This is a genomic window from Paenibacillus sp. FW126-R14, assembly GCF_058789495.1.
On the sequence record NZ_JBYTBS010000030.1, the window covers coordinates 1 to 26,722 of the forward strand.

The window sequence follows — 26,722 nt, forward strand, 5'->3', positions numbered from 1 at the left end:
GATCCTACCTGTTTAATCGTCATAAATCCGTTCACCCATAAATAATATAAATTTTAACACATATTGTAATTTTACTGTCCAATAATTTTATATCAAAGAGATATCATAATTATTAATCTTCAAAAGGCTACACCTGAATAAAATCCAAATGCTTCATTCGATTTATGACAGCTAATACTTCATTCACTCTTGGTAATTCAAGCCACCTTTCGAAACCGGGAAAAAAGGAAGAAAATACACTATCCACGCCTTCTCTTTCCATATCTTCGAGCGCTTTTTTAATTTTGTCATGAAGGAAAATGAGGTGATCCTGATTACTTACTGCGATTTTTCGAAGTAAAAAGGCAATAGCCGCAAGCTGGGCATGTGAGGTGATATTGTAAAGCCCTCGGATATCAATTTGTTCATCACCCATCATCAAGTACCCCATGGTTGAAACCACCAGCTTTTCTGTACCACTGCCCTGTGGATAGCTCGAAAAGCGATCGGCGGTTATTTTTCTTTCTATCTCCCATTTTGTAAACGGGATACGTTCACGTGGTTTTTCGTGTTCACATAATTTTTTTGCTTCCTCGGTTACGTTTTTGGGCACAAAATTGTCCATCAGGATGATTTGATCGGCAACGGCTAAAAATTCTCCGCTGCCTCCAATCACAAGAACGGAAGATACGCCAGCAGCCTCATAAAGCTCTCTGACACGTTCCGTAAAAGGTGTAATGGGTTCACGCTTAATTAATGAACGCATTTTGATGTCTTGAATCATGAAATTCGTCGCACTTCTGTCTTCATCAATGAGAAGCAGCTTGCACCCAACGTTGATGGCCTCCATAATATTGGCGGCTTGAGATGTGGAACCTGAGGCGTAATCCGTCGAAAACTGTTCCGCCGAACTATTAGGTATCCATTTTATGAAAGGCGTAATATTGATATTTCTAATGGAACGGCCTTCCTCTGCCGATATTTCCATTGCACTTTGATCTGTAATCACAAATTCTCGTCCGTCGCCTATGCTGTGATTGTAAATCCCCGAATTTAGTGCATCCAGCATTGTGCTTTTACCCGAATAACCACCGCCAGTGATGACCGTCACCCCCTGTTTGATTCCCATTCCTCGCAAACCGCAAATTTCAATTTCAACATCTTCCGGTGATGTAAAAGGCAAGGCACCCTCGAGTGGCCCGCTACCCTCTTTATTTCTTGGCAAAATGCTGCCATTCGCAATAAACGCACAATACTCACTGGATTTCAGCCATTCGCGAATCCTATTTTGTTTTTTTACCAATGCATAGGCAGCATTTAGCTTGGTGAGATCCCAATTAGCAATCAACGCCTCCACTTCTTTTGGAAGCATTTTGCAGAGCATGCGCATCGCTTTATCATGATTCTGGAACGGCAGCTGAACGGTAATCATTATGCATAGATACCATTTATCCGAGACGGCTTCGACAAAGGATGCATTTCGCTTCAACACCACATTGGTTGGACGAAAACAATAAAAAGCACCATTTTCTTTATGGGAACGTGACCGGTTATAAACCAATTCATTTAATGCCTCACTATGATTAACCCATTCTCTTAAAGCAAAATCTGCGAGAACAACTCCATCCACATTTTCATCTAAGCCGAGACGGTCAAAAGGTATTTTTATGGTGATACATGGTTTATCGAGTGTGAGTTTATGTGTCCGTTCAATGAGATAGGCAACATCGTTATGCCAATAGGTTGGATCACTTATCGTCCCCCCTTGATCATAATAAGAACCTTCATAAATCAGACTGTAAGATGACTGTCCGGATTGTAAGGAGCGAAAATATTGAGCGAGTCTTTTCATAAAGCATCATCCTTTCAATTTTGTCCAAAAAAATAACAGCCACTCAGTAAGTGGCTGTCAAAGATCGGCAAGAACGATTAACGTTCCTGCCGCCTACATATAAAAGCCCTGAGAGTGAATCTTACCCTCAGAGCCTAATGTATCCGTGAAAAAATAATTAAAAAGCAGCATGAGGATAAGACATATATTTTTTTGTTTTCATTGTCCTCACCTCGTTACGATTTATTTTTGCAACAATACAATCCTAACATTAAGCTCATCCGCAATCTAGGGAAAGATTGATTATAATTAATGCTACTTATGGGAGCATTAATTATGCCTGGCAATACACCTTAACAAGCGCTCTTTTACAGTTAATAGCAGTACTTCCTCAACCGTTTCTGCGTTTATACCAGATAACAGCAGCGGATCGTCTGTCAGCATTTTCGAGTATTACTTAATACGAATTTTATATGGTTGTCGAATGTATGAAGGATAATCGTTGAGGGTTAAGGTCAGCGGCTGTTTATAAGATTGATTCGCAATATAGTACATCGAGTGTTGCTCTCCTGGTTTTGATCCCTCCACATACCCTCTAATAATCTCATGAAGATCGTGTTCTTTATAGCGGTTGCCTGCCGCATCAGTGAACTCCCCCTCACCTAGTGAATACATCATCTTGTCTGTGCTGTCGAGTCCTTTTAGGACAAAATCAAGTTTCGTGTAAGTATCGTTTTTTGTTACCGAATATAGATCAAGCTTCCTGTCCGGCGCCTGAAGCAGTTGCCCTTTCTCCGTGTCAATTAAGATAGAAGTCTGGTTTTTGTCAAGTGCCCGAAACCAACTTCCTTCGAGGGTCAAGGACTTAGGTGAATTAAAATACGGACTTTCAAAATGATAAACAGGATGATCCTTCACCATATTTGCCGAAGTATTTCCCCAAACGGTGCCTTTGTCATCGACCAGTCGGATATCACCTGGTCCGAAAATCTGTTTTGTATTGTTCTCGTCGTAATCTAAATATAGAGATACCCGCAATGGGGAAACGACGGCTTTGGCGAAGATGATGCTCTGACCTTCGATCTGAATGGACTGCCCAAGCACGTACTCGTGTTGAAGTCCGGCAAACCGTGCTCGATCAATCGGTATTTTCACGTCGAATTCCGTTCCGCCTATACTTACTACCCCGGAGATTGGCGTGTTCTCCGCGCCTGCAATCGTCTCCTTCGGAGCGTTTGACGAGTTTGGTGATTCTGACTTTTGGAGATTCACTTTCAGCACCACCTCGTTGGACATTGAATATCCCTGCGAAAGTTCGAAATCTAAGGTTCCGCGGTGAATGCCCGTTTTCTTGCTATCTTGCTTCACTTCATCAGGATAATTAAAACCGACTGATGCCTCTATTGGTTTGCCTGTTGTGTCCAGCAGACTTATCCCATCAAATTGAACGGATTCATTCCCCTTAGGCAGTTGAATCTCGTAGAACACAACCATCCGCGAGTCATCCGCGATGATCCCTTGGACCGTGAACTTCATCCCCTCATGCTCCTCGGAAATGCCTACAGTCTGTATGAATTCATTGTCCACCGCTAGCTTTATTCCTTTATCGTAGGAGTTGTTAATCAGATCAACGAACTTTTCAAGTCCAGGGATATCTCTGATTATAGAGGCAAATACAGGAGAGACCTTTATTGTGAAAATGCAGGAAAACAATACAAGAACGAGCGTAATGAAGCCCACAATTCGTCTTCTGAATTCCTCTCTTCGGCGTTTGATCTCTGTTTGTCCCTGCCGAATACCAGCCGCGATGGCCGCCTCAATACGATTGGAAATTCCAGCGTCGATTTCTTTCTCAGACGTGTTGTGCATATTCGCCCTCCTTCCGCAATGCGATCCGAAGTTCATTTAATGCTTTGTGCAACCATGTTTTCACTGTGCCTTCCGGCTTCTCCAACAGGTTGGCGATTTCAGACAGTGTCATATCCTCGTAATATTTGAGGATAATAATGTGGCGTAATTTAGGCGGAAGTAAATCAACGGCCACCTCAAGAAAGATTTTGTCATCCATTGCCAGATCCGCCGCAAGATGCACGGGCAATTGAAATAACGGCATGACTTTACGCTTTCTTTTCTGTTCATCGATGCAAATACGGATAAGGATTCGTATTAACCAAGTATGAAAATATCTTGGCTCTTTTAACTTTGTGAGCTTGGTATAGGCCCGGTATGTCGTTTCTTGAATAACCTCAAGCGCATCGGTTTCATCTTTAAGGTATGCAAAAGCAATGGAGTAAAGCTTCTCCTTTTTGGAGCTAATCAATTGGTGAAACGCCTCGTGGTCACCTCGTTGTGCTGCGATCACCTGTTCTTCTGTAGCCACTCCCTTACCACTTCCCTTCCTCTATTAGACTGTCGAACCCCCTAAACGGTTTTTCTGTTTAATAAATATTACCATTATTGGTCGCAGGTCGCGCGAAGGTTCACCGGACGCTGTTCGAAGAAGCCCAGGCGCTTGACCGCACATTGATTCAGAAGACAATCAATCCCAACATATTTTAGGCCATCCTTTACGGATGGCCTTAACTTCACTTCTATTGCTTATGGCTGGAGTTTAACCGATTCAGATCTATTGAATATTGAATCTTTTCAGCTCCTGACCAAGCCTCTCAGGATCGTATAAGTCATTGCCGATATACAGGGACATGCCATTTTGAATAAGATATTTGGCAATACCACCGCGGTTATCGGGGATGTTTTGCTGTCCTTTTGGAATTTTGGTAAAAACTAGCTCCTTCTCGCTCTCTGAAGCCTTTTCAACCACATAGGACATTTGAACGCCTTTAATATCTTCTCCATTGATGTTTTGCGGGCTGCTTCTCTTCTTCATTAGAGCCGCGTAGCCTTGTCGCTGCGACTCTTTCCCTTTGTCATATAACTTGTCTTCCAGCGTATCGATATCCCATGCCACCTCGCGAAGCTGCAGAATGCCATTCTCGTCGATAAAGGAAACGTCTACCTCCTGCTTCTTGCCTTCCTTCTGCGGCTTATCGTTGTCCCATTCTTCTGTGCCGATTTTCACCGGTTTCGAATCGGGCAGCATGCTCTTAGTGGCCAGATTGGCATGCCGAATTTCAGCCAAATTGCCCTGAAAATTGAGATATTTCCCTCCCGCGCATAAATCTTCCGTAAACTTTTTCAGCGTAACGTGATCAATCAACTTCCCGTTCTGCGCTGTTTCCAGCTCCACGGCAACGTCAGACATCAATCTCGTCACCGCTTTACTGTTGCCGGTTTCGAACACGATATTGCTAATATTTTCTGCTAACGTATCGCACAATTCTCTATTGCTGATAATCGCATCAACAGCTGAGATGATGTCCTGAAAATCCTTTCTGACGGCATAAATCTTCAACTGCTTTTCAATTTTGTTCTGCGCAGCTCGTTCATTTCTTGCCTTATTTCGTCCCGTCCCGTTCTTTTCCCGTTCATCAGCCTGGCTTGCTTCCTCTGCCATCCCATCCTTTTGGTGGAGCGCCTCCCATTCTTCGCGAAACTTCTTCATCTCAAGTTTGTATTCTGACTCATTTTCGGTGCGCCAGCGTTCATCCAGTACGGACACCTTGCTGTCCTCATACTCGTCTTTGTACCTCTCTTTAAGAGCGTCCTTGACCTTACTATCGATATACTCGCTGCGGTCTTTCCTGGCATTCAATTGATCCTTGACCAACTTCTTGACCGTCTCCATCTGTGTGATCAGTTCCCTCTTGCGATTCTCCTCATTCTCCAAACTGTCCTTCTCTGTTGACTTCTCCTTTCCCCACTCGAATTCCGCCTCTTTGAGCTTATCCTCATGCTTTTCCAGCTGCTGAGCCTGAGTGTCGAAAGCTTTCTTCCAGTCTTCCTCTTTCACGTCAGCATCCCCCTTTTCCTTTTCCTTGTTCTTTTTAGAGATCCATTGCCCCCTCTCCCTTTTCAAGGCTTTAATGCCACTATCAGCTTCTTTCACTCCTTCCAGACTCAACATATACTCATTCTTCATTTCCCCCCTGATCGAAATGACCTTCTCCAGCAATTGAATGCGTTCCTGGATATCCTTAGGATCGTCCAGGAGCTTGTCCTCTACTTCATCGGTTGCCGATTTCAGCTTTTCTTTTGCCTCCCTTAACTCTGACGACAGGTTCCGTGCCTGCTTCTTTTTACCTAGGTACGCTTCGGCCATCTTTTCCGCTGGGTCCCGGTCCTTCAACACTTTCACAACATCTGAAGGCTTGTCCCCGACATAGGTGACATCCCCCGTTTCCTTATTGATCCTGTAATCGACCTGCCCAAGTTTAGACGTAGTGACTTGCACAGAATCTACGAAAGCGTATAAAGACTTTTTGCGGAAAGTATTCTTTTTCAGCGAAGTCTCGATCAGTTCGCGGATAAACTCGGCCTCTCTCTTATTTAGTTCATTACCCTGCATGATAACCAGATCGGCGATCCGCACCGAATCCTTGATTGCTACCTCGCCATTTTGCCCGTCCAATTGCTTGACGGCTTTGATCAGTTCCTTTTCAAACGTTTCCGACTTCTCTCCTTCAATAACTTTGTGCTGCCTCGTTTCCACCGTGTCCTTGCCCCAGACAACCGTGTCTCCGCCCCATTCATAACCGAGATCTATTGAGTCGGAAGCAATAGCCTCGGCCTCCTTATCCCGGCCCGATTCCTTCAGCTTATCAGCGAGCGGATCCGGACCCATTGTACCGAATTGCACCTGGTTTCCGTCTTTGATTTGCTCTAAAGCAAACAGAATCTCCCGAATAAAACCTTTGCTGGACCTCGTGTTATCCTCTTTCGTATCCGTTTTCTTCTTGCCGGCTTTCGCCTTCGCGTTAAATGCCGTAATTGTTTTATAGAAACCGTCAGGATTGAGAACGAGGCCGCTGTTCGCCATTTCCTTGACTTCATCTAAGAACCCGGTTTCCTCGGCGATACTTAGAATCGTATTCACATTCTGTTCCGTCTCGCGATAATTCTTATCCTCCTTATTAACTTTATACATATTTTTCATCATATCCTCGACGTCTGATTCTTCATAACGTTGAATCATAAGCTCATTCGACCGCTGCACCACGGGCTGTGAAGACTGATTGCCGAACATACGCTGCACTGCTTGATTTCCAAACATGCGATGCAGACGATGGATGCTTCCAGGGGCGGAGGTAGATAACTCTTGTGTCAAAAAGCGGGTACTGGATTCCGTAGGTTTCGATTCGTTTAATGGTTTCGATTGGATTGATTGAGAAGTAATCGGATGTCGATGTATCACCATGAGATATATGCAGCCTCCTTGGAGAATGTAACGATGTCCCTCGGTCTTCTTCATTTGGGTAATTTTTCCTTTAAAAAGGGCAACCCTATTATTACATGGAAATTTACCATAAGCAACGAAAAAAGAGATCAAAAAAACACCCTCATCTGAGAGTGCTTCTTTATTAGATGCTAGTGTTAGAGCCTAGCGAACGTAATATAATCGATTTGTGCAGGATCTGCCGATTCGATCCGAAGTGCACGGTTAATCTGTCCTCTATGGTATTGCCCATGTAAGAGAACCTGCAACAGAATGTCTCGTACGGACGTTTGGAACGGAACCCCACTCTGGTTTGCGTAGTTGATCATCTCGTCCAACTTGGATTCCTCGAGCCCTTCGATATAGACACGGTATTGCTCGGCGTTTTCTTCGAACATCGTCCGGATCGCCGCCAGTTCTTCCGCTTCCTCCCACAACGAATATTGCGCGCTGCCCTTGCCCTGCAATCGGGAAAGCCAGACTCGTTCCGCGACCGCCACGTGTCGAACCAGCTTCAGGAGGTCCTTGTTCTTCGTCTCACTCTTCTCAAGCGCGTCCAAGATACGTCCGTCCGCCCAGTACAGGTGGTCCATCATGCATTTGATCGTCTTCATATTGGTTTCCCCTCACAGTCTTAGAACCATATAATCCTCATCAAAATATTTACCGTTGTACTTTAAAGCTCTTTGTTCCACACCATAAACCTTAAACCCTAAAGAATTGTACAGTTTTTTTGCAATGTCATTTTCAGATACAACTGCCAGGTTTATTTGCTCAATCCCGTCGCAATCTCTTGCTTTTCTAATCAGTTCAAGCATGAGTGATTTTCCCAAACCTTGCCCACTCTTTTCTGGTGCCACAAACATTCCAAAAACATTACTTTTATGCGCAGTTTTTAAACCGCTCTCCCGTACAAAAGCTACGATTCCAACAAGCGAACCACGATCCTCAAAAGCCCCAAGGACAAACTTGTCTTTTGTTGGTTTGATTCGCTCAATTACAGTTTCCAGTGAAAATTCTACTTCTCGCTCGTAAGTAGAGCCGAAAGCCTCGGGGTTGATTTTCAGGGCCCTTAATCGCAATTCTTGGTACAAACTAGCATCGTGCTCATCCAAAACCCGAATATTCATGATATTTTCCTCCTGTTCACGAGGTCATTGCTCAAAAAGCCCATCTAGGAGGTCGCTCATTGACCGCAAGTTTTGAAGCTGCTTCTTCAGCATCTGTGTATTAAAGAAGACAACTGAAGGAACCTATCTGTGACAATGATCAAAAAAAAGTTTCTTTGTAACTTTCCCGGTTGGCCACAAACAATACTAAGCTGCAAACCGATTGTATGCGCGCACCGCAAAAAAATAGGCGACGATCATTATCCCTAAGCACCATGCTAAAGCGACCCAGATCTCATTGCCTACCGGCTGACTTGATAATAAGGCACGGATGGTTTCTACGATAGAGGTTACCGGCTGATTTTCAGCAAATGCCCGAACGACTTTCGGCATCGAATCGGTCGGCACGAAGGCCGAACTGATAAACGGCAGGAAGATTAACGGATAGGAGAAGGCGCTTGCACCTTCCATCGTTTTTGCGGACAGTCCGGCAATGACCGCGATCCAAGTCAAAGCCAGCGTAAATAGCAAGAGTATACCGGCTGCGGCGAGCCAAGACAGCACCCCTGCCGACGAGCGAAAGCCCATAATGAGCGCAACGAGAATGATGACGACGACAGAAATGACGTTGGATACAACCGAGGTCAGCACGTGCCCCCATAGGACAGTGGAACGAGCAATCGGCATGGAGTTGAACCGCTCAATGATGCCCCGCTGTTTATCCATAAACAGACGGTAAGCCACGTAAGCCACCCCGCTGGCAATCGCCATAAGCAGTATGCCAGGCAGCAGGTAGTTGACATAGTTATCCGTACCCGTTTGGATTGCGCCGCCAAACACATAAACGAACAGCAGCATCATGGCAATCGGAGTGAGGCAAACCGTGAAGATGGTGTCCATACTGCGGAAAATATGGCGCATGGAACGTCCCAGCATAACGCTCATGTCGCTGAAAAAATGATTTTTTGCCTCCTCCATTTACATGGCCTCCTTTTTACCGATGATTGCGAGGAATACTTCCTCCAAAGTCGGCTGTTTCTCAACATACTCTACCTTCGCTTTCGGGAACAGCTTTTTCAGTTCCGCTAGCGTACCGCCGGCGATAATCCTGCCCTCATGCAAAATGGCAATTCGGTCAGCAAGCTGCTCGGCTTCCTCCAAATACTGCGTGGTCAGGAATACCGTCGTGCCGCCGTCGGCAAGCTCCTTAACAATCTTCCAAACCTCGATACGCGCCTCAGGGTCAAGTCCTGTGGTTGGCTCGTCGAGGAAAAGGATCGGCGGTTTGCCCACAAGGCTCAAGGCAATGTCAAGCCTGCGGCGCATGCCACCCGAATAAGTAGATGGCTTACGGTCCGCCGCGTCAGTTAGTCCGAAACGTTTCAGCAAATCGTCGGCAGCTTGACGCGGTTGCTCCAGATGCCGCAGTTTGGCAATCATGATCAAATTTTCCCGCCCGGTCAAAACCTCATCCACCGCCGCAAATTGCCCGGTCAGACTGATCGCACGCCGCACATTCCCGGGTTTTGACGCGACATCAAATCCGTTTACGACGGCGGTGCCTCCATCCTGTTTGAGCAGCGTGGTGAGAATTCTGACAATCGTCGTCTTGCCCGCTCCGTTGGAGCCAAGCAGGGCGTAAATTTCTCCCCGCTTCACTTCAAAATCGACGCCTTTTAGGACTTCTGTGTCCTTGAAAGACTTTCGCAGACCTTTCACTTCAATGGCTTTTTCCATCGCGGCGTCCCCCTTTTACTTTTTCTTATCCGTAACCTTTTTCATAGCCTTGTTAACTTCTTGGCCAACAGATTCTTGATAAAGATCAGCGTAAGTTTTGGAATCTTTAATTAAATCGTCGCAGAAAGCCGCTACGTCACTGCCCGTCACTTCGAGTACGCCTTTCCCCACGGCCGCTCCTTCTTCAAAAAGATCGATAATCCCCGAGAGCAACCCCGTCCCCTCAGTCAGCTCGAGAGGGCCGACCTTAAAGAAATATTTTTGCATCTCCTTATAAACAATCTGATAATCTTGCGGGAGCGCTTTGACACGCGCCACGTGTGCTCGCCACTCTTTTTTGCCTTCGATAATATCCCGTATTTTCATTTTATCCGCCTCCTATTTGCCTAATTTTTTAGCGATATTATTTTTGAGCTGCTCGCGCCACTTGTCGCGTAGAGATTTTGCCCCTTCTTCGCCAGCCAGCGCTGAACAGAAGCCTTTGATATCGTCACCCAAAACCTCTTGAACACTCTGACCGTCCGCCGCCGATTCTTCCAGCAGACCAAGCACACCGTCAAGAATTGGCATGAGATTACGACCGGTGAAATCGGAGTGCGGCCAAAGATGGACATTAATTTTTTCCCATGCCGCTTGATAATCAGCCGGCAGCTTTTTGACACGCGATTCAAACGTCTTAAATTCTTTGGTCATGTCGCTTCCGGTGATTTTTTCCCAAAAATTCATAGTTCTTTCTCCTTTAACTCATTAATTTTTGATGATACGAACTCCCATTTTTCCCATATCTTCCGCAGCTCCTCACGCCCCGCATCGTTGATCGCGAAAAACTTTCGCGGCGGTCCCATGTCGGAGGGCTTCTTGGTGATCTCCACCAACTTGTTTTTTTCAAGCCGGATCAGGATCGTGTATACCGTTCCTTCCACAACATCTGTGAAGCCGAGGGCGTTCAACTGCCGCGTGATTTCGTATCCGTAGGTTTCTTTGCGGCTAATAATTTCAAGGACACAGCCCTCAAGCACGCCTTTGAGCATTTCTGTTAAGTTTTCCAGCACAATCACCCTTTGCTATTCTGTACGACTGGTATGCAGTATTACTTACTACCACTATAAATTAACACGCAGTAGTTGATTTGTCAATAGCGCTCGCCCTGACATGGATATACATTTTCAACTGCCCTGTCCATTCGTTTAATACTGCAGCGTTATTATTATCTCCATAGTTATTAATGCAGGTGAGCATTAGGTAGAAGCCGTTCCAGGTAAACACCAACTGTATACCATAGTACATGTGACTCAATGCATCCGCTCGATTGAAAATTGTTGTGTTGGTGAATATGAAAGCAATTGGAGGTTGATCATGTGAAAAAGGTAAAATACAAAATGGGGAAATTAGGAAAGTACATTTTCATGAAAAAATATAAAAAGATAAGCACTTTTTTACCGGACACCCGAAAAGCAACTTTGTCTAACATAAAAACCATGCTGAGATTGTATGGAGCAGTTTACTTAAAACCTGATGAGGGAACAGGCGGACACGGGATCTATAAACTTACTGAGGGGAAAAATAACTTTGTTTTACACACCGGATCGCAAGTACGTAATTTTAACTCATTACATGTCTTATTTCATACGCTTCAAAGGAAACTAATTAGAGATAAATATATCGTTCAAGAAAGAATTATATTGTTGAAATATAAAAATCGTCCGTTTGATATCAGGGTTATGTTGCAAAAGAATGAAAAAGGAACATTGGACGTTACCGGGATTATTGGAAGACAAGCAAAGCGGAATAAAATAGTAACGAATTATCATTCGGGTGGAACTCCCTTGCCTATCGATACCTTGCTCAAGCCGCATCTGAATGACGAACCGCGGAAACAGTATATTCAATCTCTTGAGAGTTTAGGGAAGGAAGCAAGCGCTGTTCTTGGCAAAAGTTATAAAAGCAAACGAGCCTTCGGAGTTGATATAGCCATTGATCATAAAATGAAACCTTGGGTCTTGGAGATTAACACTCAGCCCGACATGAGCATCTTTAACACATTGAAAAACAAAACGATGTACCAAAGGATTCTCAGATACTCAAAAATGAAAAGATGAGCAGTAAATTAGTACACCCTTCTCAGTCCAACAGTAGATGTGGATTGGCGCCTACTTTAGAAATACCGGGGATGTGATTCATTTATGCAAATAAAAAAACACCTGTTGGCAAAAGCCACCAGGTTCGAAACCCCTTTTTATGTCGTTAACGGAAGCTCACCAGGACAAACGATGATGATAACTGCCGGAGTTCACGGTAAGGAAATTGCCAGTATACGCGCGGCTAATAAACTTATACGTCTGCTGAAGGAAAGCAGACTCCAAATCAAACACGGAACATTGGTGATTGTACCGATCGTCAATCGTCAGGCATACAAGAGGCGAATTAGGGGGATTCCCGATCTGAACCGGACATTTCCGCGAAAAAGGAAAGAATCTGCCCGTCATCCGCTGTCAGCTGCACTATTTCAATTAGCTAAGCAAATTCAGCCATCGTGGTATGTTGATTTACATGAAGCCAACGGTTTATCCCAATTAAGTCCAAAAGCGTTAGGACAGACATTGATTGCAAATCCTAATAGTACTGCGATTCCTACGGTCAAGCGAATAACAGCGCATTTGAATCGATCTATTGTTCAAAAATCAAGAAAGTTTAAAGTGCGCTTGCGCAAATTACCAGGCTCTGGCCGCCAGGCTGCATATCGCTTGTTGAAAGCAAAAGCAGTTACCGCCGAAACGTGCTGGAGTCTGCCTATGGCGATCCGAATAAATTATCAGATGAAAATATTGGAATGCCTGTTAGCTGAAGCAAACATGATCGAGCGTGGAAGTGTGTGAGCGAAAACAACGTATGGATCGGGCCTGTGGAACGAACGTTCTTCGTAAGTGCATTATCTATCTTCGGGTGCTTTGTCATTATTCATTTTTGCAAGTATCTTTTGCAAGGTTGAATTAATATTCAGCAAAGCCATGAAAACAAACCCTAACATAATAAAAAATGTAACTTCCTTACCGTGCCCCATCGCTAAATAACAAAAAGAGCAGCTGCCTCGGCGGTCTGCTCCCTAGTATTTGCACTATTGTTTTCCGGACAAAAATTCAGGCAGAATGGCAGCATCATATTCCCATATGCCTTCTTTTTTCCCAGATAGTAATGCTGATGATTGAAACGATGCATCGCCGGTAGAAATTGTATCCTCGTCTTGCGAAGAGATCTTGATTAGAATTCTTAGAAATACTGCTAAACTGATAACCGCAGATATAAACTTTTTCTTCGCTTTCCCATCTCTTCTAATCAACGATATGATGCCGAGGATAAGAAATACGAAGAAGGCCAAAATACTTATTAATAAACCAATGAATGTCCACCACATGTACGTTTCCCCGTTGATAATCCTCCATCGGCTGGAGTTTTTGCTTGATATCTGCCAAACATCACATCTCGCCTGAGTCTCCAAGCAATTGGCTCATAAAGTAAACGCATATTCCAACAATGAATACGTCAATAACCAGAATGCCAAAATACCACTTGGTAAATCACATTTTAAAATGAAATACTTATTTTCATAGCGTGCTGCGCCGTAGTTCATAAAAATACTGTACACTTGGATGCTTCAACTTTATCTTCTCGGACATGTTTACAATTCGCTTTTTCCCGACTCGTCTGTCCACCAAAGCTAGAATATTCAATAAGATCTCGTGGCTCTCTAAGCTTTCCTCTATAGAAGTGGATAAAAACTTATGAGCTGCCTCGATAAAGTTTGATTTACTTAATGATGATTGCGCCGACAACAGGTCCTTGGCATATTCTGCTATTTTTTTATTTCTTGCGATTACGATTAGACGTTCCTCCGGAACTGTCCCCTTAGTATCTTTTCTGACTGCTTCAATTTCTTCATTGCTGATAGGTATTTGGATATTTGAATCATTCTTAATTTCCTGCTCAGTCTGATACCATCGGATTAAATTTGTATTATCACTCATATTAAGTACGTTCTTTTTATCGACCGCAATATAACAAATTCCAGCCTTATCAAGTAAATAACGGTAGGAGGTTGCGCGGTATTCGACCCTTCCATGTAACGCGGGACACAGAAAGCTCTCCAGATTTTGTTTCAATTTACTCCAGGACATGTACTCCTAAATCCTCCTATGTTCTATGCTTTAAAGTTGATTAAATCAACTCCATTTCTTTATCAGTTTCTCCACTCGCTTTCGTTTTGTATCCTTTTCAATATCGTCGAGTCGTGCGTAAAGAGTCTTTATGAAAGAGGCTTTGTTTGTATCGTTGACGATGGATGTTGCATTCTCCGCATACATGGGAAGTTGATTAGTCGGACATCTCTTAAGCTGTTCAATGAGCAATGCGAATGCATGATCCGCATAGGCTTTGACCGAACATAGTTTAATCAGGATATTGATTCCGTGATCTTTGGTGATCACCGAGCCTTTGTCCGCAACGTCAACAATTTTTGCAAGTGCTGTATAGATGACTTCCGGATTTTCAAGAGTTATCGCATCTAACGCTGTCATAGCCCCCCAAACAAGTCGATTGTTCCCATGATCAAGCAAAGTTACAAACTCTTTGCTGAATGCGGCAACTAAAGACGGTTTGAGATCTCCAATTTCATAGAGAACTTTAATGCAATCGCTTTGAATGTTCTTATCTTTGTTATGCAGCAAGTGATCAACAAGCTCTTTCACAGCTTCCCGATCCTCGCGGTCGGCTATTTCTTTCGCCAGTTCCTGATTAGGAACTTCGTCTTTGCGGCCCAGTGACGTTGCTAATTTGTCGATTATGATCATCGGTTTATCTCCTTTGAGGTTGAGGCAACTCGTTTTATTAAATAACCTTATATGATTTAGGGTAAATGTGCTACATTAAATTGTTCTACGCGATTTTTTTCCATAACCAAGTAAGCTAACAAAGAAACCACTCCATAGTTAGGAGTGGCTTGAGGAGATATCTCTAGTAGGCGTAAACTGGACCAAAATCCCGGTGCGAGCTTCACTCGATCGGCGGCTGTAGTTTTCATCATGGTATACCTCCCGGAGCAACGTCCAAAGTCAAAAATGGCCCACGGATACCGTGGACCCTTAAATTATAGCTTAACCGTCAAGCAGCGTCACTTGTTCTTCTATCCCTTATTGTTTGGCACGTATTTCTTCATTCATTTGTCCAATAATCTCTAGGATGCTTTTGGATCCAAGGTCCCCACCACCCCGTTTTCTCACAGACACGCTTCCGGAATTCTTCTCATTCTCCCCGAGAACGAGCATATACGGTATTTTTTCAAGCTGGGCTCCTCGAATTTTATACCCGAGCTTTTCATTCCTCGCATCTACTTCAACACGAATTCCAGTCTCTTCCAGCGATTTCTTCACTTGCAAGGCATAATCGATATAGTTCTCCGAAACCGGCAATAGCTTCACCTGAACGGGTGCAAGCCATAGCGGGAAAGCTCCGGCGAAATGCTCGGTTAATATGCCGATAAATCGCTCAATGGATCCATAAATGGCACGATGTATAACGACCGGCCGGTGCTTCTGGCTGTCCTCGCCGATATAAGAAAGGTCGAATTTCTCGGGCATCTGGAAATCCAATTGGATAGTCCCGCATTGCCAGCTCCTTTTAAGCGCATCTAAAATATGAAAATCAATCTTGGGTCCATAGAATGCCCCATCGCCTTCATTGACATGATACTCGATATCAAGTTTCTCCAGGACGTTCTGCAAAGATTGTTCAGCCTGGTTCCATAGCTCTTCTGAACCCATTGAATCTTCGGGCCGCGTAGACAGTTCGACCTTGTATTCAAAGCCAAGTACTTGATAAACGTAATCGATCAAAGCAATGACACGGCTAATTTCATCCTCAATTTGTTCAGGCAAAACGAAAAGGTGTGCGTCATCCTGACAGAATGTACGGACCCGCATCATTCCGTTAAGCGCTCCGGAAAATTCGTGGCGATGCACTTGACCAAATTCGGAAAGACGGATCGGCAGCTCCCGGTAGGAATGTAAGCTGTTTTTGAAAATAAGCATGTGTCCCGGGCAGTTCATCGGTTTAAGCGCATACTTTGTTTCGTCCACGTTAGTGAAGTACATGTTATCTTTGTAATGCTCCCAATGTCCCGATTGCTCCCAAACCCGATTATTCATCATAAGTGGTGTACGCACTTCATTGTAATCACGCTGCCTCTGCAATTCACGCGCAAAGTTCTCCAGCTCCGTACGAATCGTCATCCCTTTCGGAAGAAAGAAAGGCATTCCTGGCGCTTCTTCAGAGAACATAAACAAGTCAAGTTCTTTCCCAAGCTTGCGGTGGTCACGCTTTTTAGCTTCTTCAAGAACATGCAGATGTTCTTCAAGCTGGGCTTTTTTCGGAAAAGAAGTCCCATAAATCCGCTGCAGCATCTTATTATTGGAGTCACCACGCCAGTAGGCACCCGCCACGTTCATCAATTTGAACGCTTTGATCCGGCCTGTCGAGGTAAGGTGCGGTCCCCGGCACAGGTCAAAAAATTCACCTTGATCATAAATGGTAATGACGGCATCTTCCGGCAGGCCATGAATGAGCTCCAATTTTAATGGTTCTTCGAGCTCCTCGAATATCTTAATTGCTTCACTGCGGCTGACGACCCGGCGAACAATGGGCAGGTTCTCCTGGATAACTTTCTCCATCTCTTTTTCGATGGCAGCAAGATCATCTATAGACAGCGGTTTTTCTATATCCATATCATAATAAAATCCATCTTCGATGACCGGTCCAATTCCGAGCTTTACTGCCTTAGCTCCATATAGGCGTTTAATAGACTGAGCCATTACATGCGCTGTACTGTGCCTGTATATATCCAAGCCCTCTTTACTGTCAAGAGTAACGATTTCGACAAGGCTATTAGGCTCGATCGGTTGATTAAGATCAACGAGTTTGCCATTGATTTTTCCAGCTACCGCGTTTTTCTTCAAACCTGCAGCAATGGATTCTGCCACTTGTTCGATTGTCGTACCTTGTGGATACCTCCTAATAGTTCCATCTGGCAATGTTACATTGATCTCCATGATTTAGCCTCCATTTCTAGTTATTCTTTATTTTTGAACGCAAAAAAACGCATCTCTCCCACTAAGGGACGAGTGCGTTCAGCTCGTGGTTCCACCCTAATTCGACCTTCAGCCTGTCATTCTTTGGCTGGTCGCCAAAGTAGCAGTTGCAAGGTCCTTATTAGTATCCGGTATCGGGGATAAAACGGTGACGCATACTGCCGCGACAAACAGATCGACGGGTTCAACGACACGGCTGCAAAGGGGTAATTTCACAACCGGTTACAGGAGAAGCTTTCAGCCTAAACTTCTCTCTCTGGACAGTTCGTGAAGGAAATCATGTCTTTGGTCATTGCCTTATTTATGTTTACTGGTATTATATTACATAGTCGCGCTCTAGAAAATCAAGGGAAAGAATTATTATAAAAGAAAAAGGAGGAATCGTGTAGACTTCCCCCTTCTATTGCTTAATTACTCCAATATCTTCATCGCAACTGCTGATAAATCATCGATGTCGATGATACCGTCTTTATTCACGTCTCCGGCTTTAAATTGATTCCAGTCACTGTCGGTCGACTTCTTGCCATACCCGGCTGCCACTATCGCCAAATCTCCGATCGTTACTTTGCCGTCACCGTTAACATCTGCGGAAATTCTGGATGATTCGAAGGCGGCAATAGCCAATGTTAAGTTGGTTACAGCTTGATCGATCTGCTGTTGAGTTGCCGAGGCTTGATCGACAACAGCTTGGGCTTGATTGATCACTGTTTGTAGAATAGCCTTCGATCCGACTATGTATTGACCGTCGGCCTTGCCTTCTACTGCGGCATTAACTTTGGATTGCGCTGAGCTGATTAAGGTCTGAAGAGCAGCCGTATCGACAGGTTGTTTTTGTACGTCGAATGTGAAAGAGGAACCCGGTATTTGTAATTCCTGACCCATACCGTTCGCAATAATCACATTGCCAATCGCTACTGCAGTTTTACTCGGAGATGCGTTAGGTTTGGAAACGAATGTAAAACTAACGAAATTGCCATTGGCCGGAGTCGCTTGGTCTTTAGCAAGCGCTGCTGTCAGGAATCTGATTTTCCCCGGAGACAGTTCTTTCGAATCAATAATTTTTAAACCTTCCGTCACTGGATTCGCCTTTACGAACGTTAGTACATCGGGATCGAACTGTATAGTCAGATCCTGCGCAAATACCTCTTGATATACGCTATCGGTCACTGCACTGATATTGAAGCTTAAATCAAATGGCGTATCTGCTGCAACAGATGCCGGACCGGTTAAAGACGCTGCTGCCGTTTCACCTTCGTAAACAGCGATTGAATCCAAGTAGGTCGTCATAACCTGACCTGTCGTATCCTCAGTCAGAATAACGACGTCAAGGAAAGCGATCGTGCCGTCATTCTTTGCCGGATCGTAAGCAAATTCCAAGGATTGCTCAGCACTTGTTGCCTTATTCTTGTAGGTGACGGTTATCTTCTCAGCCTTCTTATCCACAACTGCGGTTACCGTATACCAGGCGAGTTTATCGCTGAATGTAGTATTTTTAACACTGGTGTAATTGTTTTTCGGCCGAGTGAGTTGCGCATACGCTCCGAGGTTGGTGTTATGTCTGTTTGTAAGCGCGACCAAGATGTCGCCGTTGCCGTCCAGTATACGCAGTTCGGCGCTTTTGGCCGTACTATTGTTCCTTGGCGGAGCGGGGTACCAGTCAAAGACGACCATCATTTTGTCGTTATCGACAGGCTTAGGCAATGCCTTCCTCATGGCAAGGTTCACCACGTTGTTCGCATAAAGCTGAAACTTTTTGCTGGTGTTCCCGGCTATATCGACATTATCGATCTGTGCGAAAATATGACCCGGCTCCGTTCTGTCAAATCCCCAGAGGGAACCGTCCTCAAAGTCGGTGTAATAAAGTCCTTTATAGCCCGCAACCGGTGGTACGGCACGGGAAAGATGATCCATAGCTTGCTGCAGAGTATTCCTCGCCGCATAAACCGCATTCTGAGTGGCGCCGGCATTAGTCACGACAGCATTTGCTGCGCTCCGAGCCTGTGTAAAGCTATTCCAGCCCTCATGTTTGTAATCGCTTTCACTAAATGCATTGGCCGTTGCAACTAACTCCTTAAGCGTTGATTTGTTAACGCCGGAGCCTTTCGCCACATTCCTGGCGCTGATGGTGAGCAATTCTTTATAGTCGCTTCCTACGTTTTGTGTATCCATTAGCGATATAAAGCCGGCAAGCGCACTGCTGAAGTTAACGGCGTTAGTATCCAGGTAGTTATGGAGCGCAGTAACAGCGGAAGCTGTAATATCGCCTGCTCCTTTCCCGCTATTCACAAGCTGCTTAAGCGAATCAATATTTCCCTGTTCGTCTGTAGTCAACAGAATGGTATCATACATAACCGAACCGCGGTAGAATGGCGGCGGATTCGTGTCAATAATAAGGTCTCTCGACTTATTCGTAATCGTGATCGTGTTTGTGCCATTTGTCAGCAAGCCCGCGTCAAATACGATATCTTCGCTAAGGTAGCGTCCGCTGCGGTTTGCGCTGCGATAGATGGTCTGGTCGTTTTTGCCGACATAGTTCAGCACTTTAACAACGGTTCCGTTAACCTTGATCTCCAGTATGGGCTGATTGGACACCGCAGCAAAGGCGATGCGCAGGTGTGCGTCACCCGTATATGCTTTCGTTGAATGAAATTCAATTTTCCATGCACCGGTTTCGGCCCATGGACCGGTGCCGGGCCACGCTCCAAAAGCGTTCGCAGTCGATGTCCAGATGTTGGGGGAGGAGCCAACGGTATCGGTTTTTACTTGAGCGTAATACCAATCTTTTGTAACGCTGGTGTTCACGTTATAGGTTAAGTTCGCCGGGGCGTCGCGCATTAGAGCGTAGTTTCTTTTCTCGTCACTGCCTCGGAAGCCTGCCGTGGAATGGCTGGCCTTGCCGATTTGGAACAGATAATTGTTGTCTATGGTAGGAGACCAGGTCAAGGTTCCCAGTTCTTTTTTTGCATTCCCATCCGAAGCTGTAATATTTACGCCCTCATACTCAAGCTGGCCTATTATGGAGCCGTGCTGTGGGAACACATACAATGTATAATCCCCTGGCCTCACATTAGGAATACTGAAATTACCGTTCTCGTCGGCGTAAGTATAGAAGTAATAGCCATTGACCTGACGAATTACCTCTACGCCCGGCTCGGAAAGGATCACCATGGCGCCTCCCAAGTCCCTGCCGTCGGAAGTTCCGAGCTTGCCTGTAACGGTTGCTCGCTCGTCCGCCTTAGGATACAATCCCGGAGTATTCGCCGTATCTGTTACGAAATTATAAGGCCACTTCGCTTTTTCCTCAGCCGCTTGCCGCTTAGCATCGGCAATCAGATCGCCGGCGTCGACGGAGGCCGCATCATTAAAATAAATCAGCCACGGGCCGTGAATCTTCTGCCAGCCGTTAGGAGGGTCCATATTCGCGCCGCCCATGTGGCCGCCTGTAAAATAGTTGAGGATTAACGCATCATCTCCGTGTACCAGCAATTCCTGCTTTAACGGCCCGCCGGAGAAGTACTCGGAGCTGGCATTAATCATCCAGGCACCGTAATTGTTGCCATAATGGCCGACAAGAGGATTCTCGGCATGATAACCTACAAAGTCATATTTGGAGAAAATCGTTTCTGAATTAGGATCCTTCCATGTTGTATCCTGAACCACCGGCTTCCAGATCGGTATTGGTTGATTCATTTCGCTATTATAGCCATTGGGCAGAAGGTCGTGACTAAAACCATACAGCGTGCGCACTTCCGCAGCCCCGCCCCTTTGTTCCGGTGTTGACAAGATGACATAGTCATATAGACCATTGACACCCCTGCGCATGACAAAATGACGCTCCGCCTTGAACCTTTGGGTGGCAGCCGTATATGCGTATGTCAAAACGATGTGTACCTCGTCCGTAGTATTCAGAACATCCGTCACTTTTGTTACGGTAAAGCTGTCTATGTTATTAGTAATCGTGAATGGATAACTGGGTGCGGATAGAGACGCACTGCCGTTAATTTTAACATTACTTATTTGTCCGTTAGTAGTTGAAATATCCATCGACAATGTGCCGTTGCTCAGCCTCCACGTGTTGGCAATGCCAGGACTTTTATTCAATACAACATCATTATTCGAAACAGTCGCTACCGTTTCCTCAGCCTTTCCATCTGCCGCCAATGCCGACAACTGGACGAGGGCAATCGAAATAACAAGCGCCAATAATAGCGCGAGAGACAGCCTCAACTTAGCCATTTTTTTATCCTCCTTCTAAAATTTTAGTATAGTGCCAGATGTCTCGCCGACAATGGCCGCCATTATCCAAAGCTTCCTCCTCCTCAGGTTCAATAATGTAGCTGATGAATCATACATTCTCTATTAAACGATACGTTATGTATCAGTATAAAGCTAGTTTAAAAATCATACCTTTTTGTTCAAAAATCAGTGAATAACGACTTCTTCGTCCCTGCGGCTAGGTCCTTTATCTGAACTCGTACGTTGGAGCGTAGGGAGCCCGTTTGAAGGAGTGCCATGCCCCATGTAAGACGTCACACTTCGGACACAGCGGCCGTTATCTTCGTACAAAGCGTCCTGTCTCGCTACTTACGGACACAGACTCCCCTATTCGCCAATTTCGGGGAGAAATCAGTCCCCAGTGAGCACATAACAGCGCTGCTGTCCGTTACAAGCTCCAAGAGGTTCACTTCCTGCGATGAAGGGCCTCTCAGTCCGTTAGCCAAAGCAAATAAGGGGAAGCTTCACTTCCCCTAGACTTCATAAACAGGCCTAATAAAACAAAAAGACCCGTTCTACGGGTCAAAAATGAATGCCATAATTCGCATAATTATAAGCTGCCCCGTCCAATGCTGACGAGATTAGCTGCCGGGCTCGGAGAAATGCCGCCTAGAACTTTTCCACATGCAGCGCTACTTCATGATCTAATAGTTTGTAGAGCAGAGCCATGGAAACAACTAGCACCGCGTCCATAAAGAGAATGGAAAGCGTCGGATAATCACGGATCACCATAACCCCAAGCATGGCTCCCATCATGCCTCCCATGAGTCCGGCTAACATGCCGTCCAGGGAAGCTAACAAGTGCAGCGATTTGCCGGACATATAACCGACAAGCATTCCGAATGTAACGCCAATCACCGTTGGCAAGAACAGGGTCTCCAGAAGTATTCCTGCTATCGTCCCGATAATTAAGCTGGATACCATCGCAATGGTCATCGCTGCCATCATGCCGGTCATTTTCGATAAGGATTTGCTTTTGGATCGCAGGTTGAAAATAAGCACAAAGACGACAAAGAGTACGAAAACCGCCGATGCGATCCCTGTGTTTATCGTTAACTGCGACGCGCCGGCCTGCATGCCTGAAGCGGAATCCCCGCCATGTTCATGAGCAGAAACGGTTAGGCTTGGAAGCAGCATGCCAAATAACGTACATAATCCCATCACCTTAGCCAGAGTCCGCTTCATACGGCAATGACCTCAAATCCTTTATTTTCAATCGCTTCTTTCAGGATGCTCCGTGTAATCGCGGAATTTGTCTCGTCATACTCAATTTGAACTGATTTATTAGCCAAGTCCACTTTCCCTGAGACACCGAGCTGCTGAAGCGCAGTTTCTATCGAGCTTACGCAATGATTGCACGACATGCCCTCAACGGTTAATGTTATTTTTTGCATTGATTCTCCTCCATTCTAATCCTCTTCATATTCGTCCTGGCGGCTTATGATGGTTGACCATATCGAGAATAGCACTATCGTTCCAATTAATAATAGAAATAATAAGATTGGGAAAAATTTTCCGCCCTGCATATCCGCCATATTCATATGGTGTCGCTCCCTTGCGTTTCATCCATCGGCAATCGCATCTTCTGCAATCGAAGTGCATTCAGGATGACCGTCACTGAACTAAGCGCCATCGCTGCGCCTGCCAAGTAGGGCATCATCATGCCGGCCATAGCAACGGGAATGCCAATGGCATTATAAATCAGTGATCCTGCCATGTTCTGTTTAATGTTCCTGATGGTCATTCGACTAATCCGAATGGCTTGCGGTATCCGCATTAAATCATCGTGGATGATTGTAATATCAGCGGCTTCCATCGCAATATCGGTTCCGCTGCTAAGCGAAATGCTGAAGTTGGCCGTTGCAAGAGCCGGAGCATCGTTAATGCCGTCGCCAACCATGAGCACTCTTTTACGCGACCTTTTCAATTCACGAATAACCTCTACTTTGCCATCGGGAAGCACTCCGGCTATGACATGATCAATCCCGGCTTTCTTGGCCATAACAAGCGCGGCTTCCTCCTGATCGCCGGTTAGCATAATCACTTCCTTTCCCATTGCATGCAGTTCTCTCACCGCCCGCACGGCTGAATCCCTAATTTCATCCATAACGGCCAAGAGTCCGGTTAATGTGCCATTTATCGCTACGAAAATAACGGATTTCCCTTTCTCCTCGAGACTGGAGATCTGCTCGCTGCCTGCTGACAAGTCGATCTTGTTCCGCTGCAGCCAGTGCCGATTGCCAATCATCACCGTATGACCGCTAATCGTGGCTTGAATGCCGAAGCCTGGGAAAGCTGCGAAATCAGCAGCCTCCATAATCGCTATGTTTCTTTCTTGGGCAGCTTTCGAAATGGCGGCGGCAGCAGGATGCTCGGACAGTGATTCAGCAGATGCAACCATCTGCAGAAAGGCCGTCTCTTCTCCCGATAATACAACCAGGTCCGTCAGTGCCAGCTTCCCCGTCGTCAGCGTGCCGGTCTTGTCAAAAACAACCGTATCAGTCTTGTGAAGCTTCTCCAGCTTTTCGCTTCGCTTGAACAAAATGCCGAGCTCCGCAGCTCTTCCTGATCCCGCCATGATCGAGGTCGGCGTTGCCAGCCCCAGTGCGCAAGGACAGGCAATGACCAGAACGGAAACGGCAACCTGCATGGAGACGCCTAAGTTCTGCGAAGTCAACCAAACATACCAGATGATGAAAGAAGCAATGGCAATAACTATCACAATTTGAACAAAAAATTCAGAAATCACATCGGCCACTCGCTGTATAGGAGCTTTCGTACTCTGGGCTTTACTGACAAGTTGAATAATTTGATGTAGGGCGGTTTCCTCCAGCTTCTTCGTTACACGGTAGCTGACGCTTCCCGTCCGGTTAAGCGTCGCACCGAACAGCAAGTCTCCCTGCGCCTTGTAGACGGGCTTACTTTCCCCTGTCATCATGGATTGATCTACGTAAGTGGAGCCAGAGAGAACTTCGCCGTCAATAGGTACGCGTTCTCCGGGCTTTAAGCGAATCACATCATCAATTTGAATCGCTTCGATCGGAATTTGACGTTCCTCGCCATTGCGCAATACCGTGGCTGTTTTCACCTGCAAGCTGGCCAGTTTTTCGATAGCCTGCCCTGTTCGCCCTTTGGTCAACGCTTCCAGCCATTTTCCCAGCTTAATAAAGGTTATCAGAAAGGCACTCGTCTCAAAGTAAGTCATCGTCATCTCCCCGGTCCCTGAAGATCGCGACCAGGCAATTGACAAGTATACACTATAGATATAAGCGGCTGTGGTGCCTAATATAACTAGCACATCCATATTCGGAGACCGATTTCGCATCGCATAGTAAGCACCTTTATAAAAAGCCATGCCATAATAGAATTGAATGGGTGTTGCGAGTAAAAATTGAATCCAAGGATTTAATAAAATTGCCGGAACAGGGATGAACGCGGTAAATGTAAAGTGTGTCATCATGGACCACAAAAGCGGCAAGCAGAGCAGCGCCGAAAGAATAACTTCCTTTTTCTGCTTGGATATATTTTGCGCTTGCAATCGCCACAATGTGCCCATCTCTTGAATAACGGCCGTGTATCCAAGCGCTTCTACTTTATGAATAATGGCGGCTGTTGTAACTTCTTCCTTCGTAAAGGAGACATAAGCGGTTTCTAACGCCAAATTGATGCGAACCTGTGTCACACCTGGATAGCGCGAAAGCACCTTCTCGATCCGATTGGAGCATGCTGCGCAGGTCATGCCTCCAATGTCCAAAACAACCTGTTGTTTGACTGGCGTACGCATGAAAGTATGGATCCTCCAATTCCTGCTCCGCTGCATGAAAAAGCGTTCATTGCAGTCAGCTTGCTGGTTAGCTTTTTCATAAGGAACAGCTCTTCGTTAACCGACTAAGCGTTTTAGAACCGGCACTCTGCGAATGATCAAAGCATCCAGAATCAGCACAATGAGCAGGGAGATTCCGACTAAGGGCATCACGATGCCTAACACGATCGTAATCAGGGCTACCCATTTGACCATTCTAAAATCTTTCGGAAGCGACGGCGCGCCGATCCGGCCGGATGGCTTTCTGAGCCACCACATGACAACACCGCTGATTGCAACGAGGATAATGCCTAGGCAGACAAGCAAACAAACGATCTGATTCGTCACGCCGAACAGTTCCCCTTGATGCAAAGCGATTCCGAGTGTCACGGCTTTAGCCATCAAGCTGAAATCTTGGAAGCGTTGATCCGCCAGTATTTTACCGCTATATTGGTCGATATGCAGGGTGGCCTGCTTCTTCGGATCTGCCGTTGTGGAATAGACGGTATAGACGCCCTGCTCATTTTTCGGCAGCGCAACTTGGTAGCCAGGAGCAAGCTCCTTCACCCGGTCAAGCTGCATCACCTTCTCCACCGAAAGCGCTCCTGCGCCGCCCGGCGTAGAGTTAGGCATAGGCAGCTGCTCGGCCGCCCAAGGCACACCGTTTACGACATCCTTGGTCGGAACTGTGGATTGAAGCTTTGTTGGCATGAAGGAAAACATGCCGTCCGGATAAGTTGCGGATTTGTTAATATAATTTCCCAAGACGCCTGACCAAGGAAGACCGGTTACAATCAGCGCTGCGATGAAGAGAGAAAGCCAGAAAGCTGTGACGGCATGCATATCGCGCCAGAATGTCCGCTTTCCTTGTTTAATGCGAGGAAGAATAATGCCATAAATCGATTTCTTCCCTCTCGGCCACCACAAGTAGACACCCGTAATTAAGAGAATCATTGCCCAGCATGCGGACAATTCAATGATGCGATCGCCGGTCGTGCCGATCATCAGCTTGCCGTGAAAGTTCCGAATGAGCTGCATGAGCTTTGTATTGGAGTCGAGTGTGCCCAGCACCTTGCCGTCGTAGGGATTGACATATACAAGAAGCGTTTGCCCTTTATTCGATACTTCCATTTCCGTAGAACGGTCAGGAGCATAAGAAGGCTTTACTTTGCTGAGTTTCGCTTCGGGATAGGCCGCGTTCATTTTCTGAATTTGTTCTTGAACGGTTAGCTGCTGCCCGCCTTGCTGTACATAATAATAGTCTTTATACATCACAGACTCGATTTGCGGCTTGAATAGATAAAGGCCGCCGGTAATCGCGAGAATAATCAGGAAAGGCGCGAAAATCATCCCCGCATAAAAATGCCAACGCCAGATCGCCGCATAGAGCTGCCTGGTTCTCGTCGTTGGCTGCGCGATCGCAGCCCCCGCCTCAATGCTAATACTCATAACTAAAGTTTCCCCTTTCAATGTCCAAATCTGCATGCGTTTCAGATTACATTATACTTGCCGCCTTCTGCA

At 45.7% G+C, this 26,722-nt stretch carries 23 protein-coding genes; 2 read left to right on the forward strand and 21 right to left on the reverse strand.

Translation table 11 applies throughout. The annotated features are described in order from the left end of the window. Positions 1 to 127 precede the first annotated feature (127 nt). The 11 genes from AC3WRW_RS18750 to AC3WRW_RS18800 all read right to left on the reverse strand — a co-directional run bounded on the left by AC3WRW_RS18750 (position 128) and on the right by AC3WRW_RS18800 (position 11,019). Complete coding sequence (locus AC3WRW_RS18750; RefSeq protein ID WP_492547827.1) at positions 128 to 1,831, reverse strand: P-loop domain-containing protein; 1,704 nt, start codon at positions 1,829 to 1,831, stop codon at positions 128 to 130. Between the two features lie 432 nt (positions 1,832 to 2,263). Then, a complete protein-coding gene (locus tag AC3WRW_RS18755; protein ID WP_492547828.1) occupies positions 2,264 to 3,679 on the reverse strand; it encodes a DUF4179 domain-containing protein in 1,416 nt (471 codons plus the stop codon). Beyond that, the gene (locus tag AC3WRW_RS18760; RefSeq protein ID WP_492547829.1) at positions 3,663 to 4,190 is read right to left on the reverse strand and encodes a sigma-70 family RNA polymerase sigma factor; all 528 of its coding nucleotides are present in this window, start codon (positions 4,188 to 4,190) and stop codon (positions 3,663 to 3,665) included. The genes AC3WRW_RS18755 and AC3WRW_RS18760 overlap by 17 nt, the downstream gene beginning before the upstream one ends. 246 nt (positions 4,191 to 4,436) lie before the next feature. Beyond that, entirely contained in the window at positions 4,437 to 7,124 is a 2,688-nt protein-coding gene (locus AC3WRW_RS18765) for a hypothetical protein (protein ID WP_492547830.1), read from the reverse strand. Positions 7,125 to 7,300: 176 nt separating this feature from the next. Further along, entirely contained in the window at positions 7,301 to 7,756 is a 456-nt protein-coding gene (locus tag AC3WRW_RS18770; protein ID WP_492547831.1) for a DinB family protein, read from the reverse strand. A gap of 12 nt (positions 7,757 to 7,768) precedes the next feature. After that, on the reverse strand, positions 7,769 to 8,272 hold the full coding sequence (locus AC3WRW_RS18775; RefSeq protein WP_492547832.1) for a GNAT family N-acetyltransferase: 504 nt from the start codon (positions 8,270 to 8,272) through the stop codon (positions 7,769 to 7,771). A 186-nt stretch (positions 8,273 to 8,458) separates the two neighbouring features. After that, a complete protein-coding gene (locus tag AC3WRW_RS18780) occupies positions 8,459 to 9,229 on the reverse strand; it encodes an ABC transporter permease (RefSeq protein ID WP_492547833.1) in 771 nt (256 codons plus the stop codon). Then, positions 9,230 to 9,988, reverse strand: coding sequence for an ABC transporter ATP-binding protein (locus AC3WRW_RS18785; RefSeq protein ID WP_492547834.1), 759 nt, complete (start codon positions 9,986 to 9,988; stop codon positions 9,230 to 9,232). 15 nt (positions 9,989 to 10,003) lie between these two features. Further along, the gene (locus AC3WRW_RS18790) at positions 10,004 to 10,354 is read right to left on the reverse strand and encodes a DUF1048 domain-containing protein (protein ID WP_492547835.1); all 351 of its coding nucleotides are present in this window, start codon (positions 10,352 to 10,354) and stop codon (positions 10,004 to 10,006) included. Between the two features lie 12 nt (positions 10,355 to 10,366). Next, positions 10,367 to 10,714 carry a DUF1048 domain-containing protein gene (locus AC3WRW_RS18795; protein ID WP_492547836.1) on the reverse strand — a complete coding sequence of 116 codons (348 nt, stop codon included), beginning with the start codon at positions 10,712 to 10,714 and terminating at the stop codon, positions 10,367 to 10,369. Continuing rightward, the gene (locus AC3WRW_RS18800) at positions 10,711 to 11,019 is read right to left on the reverse strand and encodes a PadR family transcriptional regulator (protein ID WP_492547893.1); all 309 of its coding nucleotides are present in this window, start codon (positions 11,017 to 11,019) and stop codon (positions 10,711 to 10,713) included. Before AC3WRW_RS18800 ends, AC3WRW_RS18795 begins: the two co-directional genes overlap by 4 nt. A 327-nt stretch (positions 11,020 to 11,346) precedes the next feature. On the opposite strand from AC3WRW_RS18800, the gene AC3WRW_RS18805 reads away from it, so the two are divergent. Both AC3WRW_RS18805 and AC3WRW_RS18810 read left to right on the forward strand, forming a co-directional pair. Continuing rightward, the gene (locus AC3WRW_RS18805; protein WP_492547837.1) at positions 11,347 to 12,087 is read left to right on the forward strand and encodes a YheC/YheD family protein; all 741 of its coding nucleotides are present in this window, start codon (positions 11,347 to 11,349) and stop codon (positions 12,085 to 12,087) included. 84 nt (positions 12,088 to 12,171) lie between these two features. After that, positions 12,172 to 12,864: a deacylase gene (locus AC3WRW_RS18810; RefSeq protein WP_492547838.1), complete on the forward strand. Its 693-nt coding sequence runs from the start codon at positions 12,172 to 12,174 to the stop codon at positions 12,862 to 12,864. Between the two features lie 239 nt (positions 12,865 to 13,103). Here AC3WRW_RS18810 and AC3WRW_RS18815 read toward each other — a convergent pair whose 3' ends face one another. From AC3WRW_RS18815 to AC3WRW_RS18860, 10 genes are all read right to left on the reverse strand, one after another. Further along, positions 13,104 to 13,400, reverse strand: coding sequence for a hypothetical protein (locus tag AC3WRW_RS18815; RefSeq protein ID WP_492547839.1), 297 nt, complete (start codon positions 13,398 to 13,400; stop codon positions 13,104 to 13,106). A gap of 190 nt (positions 13,401 to 13,590) precedes the next feature. Beyond that, a complete protein-coding gene (locus AC3WRW_RS18820) occupies positions 13,591 to 14,160 on the reverse strand; it encodes an SF0329 family protein (RefSeq protein ID WP_492547840.1) in 570 nt (189 codons plus the stop codon). A 45-nt stretch (positions 14,161 to 14,205) separates the two neighbouring features. Continuing rightward, positions 14,206 to 14,832, reverse strand: coding sequence for a hypothetical protein (locus AC3WRW_RS18825; RefSeq protein ID WP_492547841.1), 627 nt, complete (start codon positions 14,830 to 14,832; stop codon positions 14,206 to 14,208). 56 nt (positions 14,833 to 14,888) lie between these two features. After that, a complete protein-coding gene (locus tag AC3WRW_RS18830; protein ID WP_492547842.1) occupies positions 14,889 to 15,065 on the reverse strand; it encodes a hypothetical protein in 177 nt (58 codons plus the stop codon). A 106-nt stretch (positions 15,066 to 15,171) separates the two neighbouring features. Next, positions 15,172 to 17,085, reverse strand: a complete 1,914-nt coding sequence (thrS, locus tag AC3WRW_RS18835) for a threonine--tRNA ligase (protein ID WP_492547843.1) — start codon at positions 17,083 to 17,085, stop codon at positions 15,172 to 15,174. Positions 17,086 to 17,535: 450 nt separating this feature from the next. Beyond that, positions 17,536 to 21,360 (reverse strand): polysaccharide lyase family protein, encoded by a 3,825-nt coding sequence (locus tag AC3WRW_RS18840; protein ID WP_492547844.1) that lies wholly within the window; start codon positions 21,358 to 21,360, stop codon positions 17,536 to 17,538. A gap of 648 nt (positions 21,361 to 22,008) precedes the next feature. After that, positions 22,009 to 22,584: a hypothetical protein gene (locus tag AC3WRW_RS18845; protein WP_492547845.1), complete on the reverse strand. Its 576-nt coding sequence runs from the start codon at positions 22,582 to 22,584 to the stop codon at positions 22,009 to 22,011. Beyond that, entirely contained in the window at positions 22,581 to 22,793 is a 213-nt protein-coding gene (locus AC3WRW_RS18850; protein WP_492547846.1) for a cation transporter, read from the reverse strand. The genes AC3WRW_RS18845 and AC3WRW_RS18850 overlap by 4 nt, the downstream gene beginning before the upstream one ends. 143 nt (positions 22,794 to 22,936) lie before the next feature. After that, positions 22,937 to 25,183, reverse strand: a complete 2,247-nt coding sequence (locus AC3WRW_RS18855) for a heavy metal translocating P-type ATPase (protein ID WP_492547847.1) — start codon at positions 25,181 to 25,183, stop codon at positions 22,937 to 22,939. A gap of 96 nt (positions 25,184 to 25,279) precedes the next feature. Further along, complete coding sequence (locus AC3WRW_RS18860; protein ID WP_492547848.1) at positions 25,280 to 26,650, reverse strand: PepSY-associated TM helix domain-containing protein; 1,371 nt, start codon at positions 26,648 to 26,650, stop codon at positions 25,280 to 25,282. Positions 26,651 to 26,722 lie beyond the last annotated feature (72 nt).

What these genes read in the sequence shown, in the direction of transcription:
- AC3WRW_RS18750 (WP_492547827.1), bottom strand. Translation starts at nt 1,831, where the DNA reads ATGAAAAGACTCGCTCAATATTTTCGCTCCTTACAATCCGGACAGTCA.
- AC3WRW_RS18755 (WP_492547828.1), bottom strand. Translation starts at nt 3,679, where the DNA reads ATGCACAACACGTCTGAGAAAGAAATCGACGCTGGAATTTCCAATCGT.
- AC3WRW_RS18765 (WP_492547830.1), bottom strand. Translation starts at nt 7,124, where the DNA reads ATGGTGATACATCGACATCCGATTACTTCTCAATCAATCCAATCGAAA.
- AC3WRW_RS18770 (WP_492547831.1), bottom strand. Translation starts at nt 7,756, where the DNA reads ATGAAGACGATCAAATGCATGATGGACCACCTGTACTGGGCGGACGGA.
- AC3WRW_RS18775 (WP_492547832.1), bottom strand. Translation starts at nt 8,272, where the DNA reads ATGAATATTCGGGTTTTGGATGAGCACGATGCTAGTTTGTACCAAGAA.
- AC3WRW_RS18780 (WP_492547833.1), bottom strand. Translation starts at nt 9,229, where the DNA reads ATGGAGGAGGCAAAAAATCATTTTTTCAGCGACATGAGCGTTATGCTG.
- AC3WRW_RS18785 (WP_492547834.1), bottom strand. Translation starts at nt 9,988, where the DNA reads ATGGAAAAAGCCATTGAAGTGAAAGGTCTGCGAAAGTCTTTCAAGGAC.
- AC3WRW_RS18790 (WP_492547835.1), bottom strand. Translation starts at nt 10,354, where the DNA reads ATGAAAATACGGGATATTATCGAAGGCAAAAAAGAGTGGCGAGCACAC.
- AC3WRW_RS18795 (WP_492547836.1), bottom strand. Translation starts at nt 10,714, where the DNA reads ATGAATTTTTGGGAAAAAATCACCGGAAGCGACATGACCAAAGAATTT.
- AC3WRW_RS18800 (WP_492547893.1), bottom strand. Translation starts at nt 11,019, where the DNA reads ATGCTCAAAGGCGTGCTTGAGGGCTGTGTCCTTGAAATTATTAGCCGC.
- AC3WRW_RS18810 (WP_492547838.1), top strand. Translation starts at nt 12,172, where the DNA reads ATGCAAATAAAAAAACACCTGTTGGCAAAAGCCACCAGGTTCGAAACC.
- AC3WRW_RS18815 (WP_492547839.1), bottom strand. Translation starts at nt 13,400, where the DNA reads ATGTGGTGGACATTCATTGGTTTATTAATAAGTATTTTGGCCTTCTTC.
- AC3WRW_RS18820 (WP_492547840.1), bottom strand. Translation starts at nt 14,160, where the DNA reads ATGTCCTGGAGTAAATTGAAACAAAATCTGGAGAGCTTTCTGTGTCCC.
- AC3WRW_RS18825 (WP_492547841.1), bottom strand. Translation starts at nt 14,832, where the DNA reads ATGATCATAATCGACAAATTAGCAACGTCACTGGGCCGCAAAGACGAA.
- AC3WRW_RS18830 (WP_492547842.1), bottom strand. Translation starts at nt 15,065, where the DNA reads ATGATGAAAACTACAGCCGCCGATCGAGTGAAGCTCGCACCGGGATTT.
- thrS (WP_492547843.1), bottom strand. Translation starts at nt 17,085, where the DNA reads ATGGAGATCAATGTAACATTGCCAGATGGAACTATTAGGAGGTATCCA.
- AC3WRW_RS18840 (WP_492547844.1), bottom strand. Translation starts at nt 21,360, where the DNA reads ATGGCTAAGTTGAGGCTGTCTCTCGCGCTATTATTGGCGCTTGTTATT.
- AC3WRW_RS18845 (WP_492547845.1), bottom strand. Translation starts at nt 22,584, where the DNA reads ATGAAGCGGACTCTGGCTAAGGTGATGGGATTATGTACGTTATTTGGC.
- AC3WRW_RS18850 (WP_492547846.1), bottom strand. Translation starts at nt 22,793, where the DNA reads ATGCAAAAAATAACATTAACCGTTGAGGGCATGTCGTGCAATCATTGC.
- AC3WRW_RS18855 (WP_492547847.1), bottom strand. Translation starts at nt 25,183, where the DNA reads ATGCGTACGCCAGTCAAACAACAGGTTGTTTTGGACATTGGAGGCATG.
- AC3WRW_RS18860 (WP_492547848.1), bottom strand. Translation starts at nt 26,650, where the DNA reads ATGAGTATTAGCATTGAGGCGGGGGCTGCGATCGCGCAGCCAACGACG.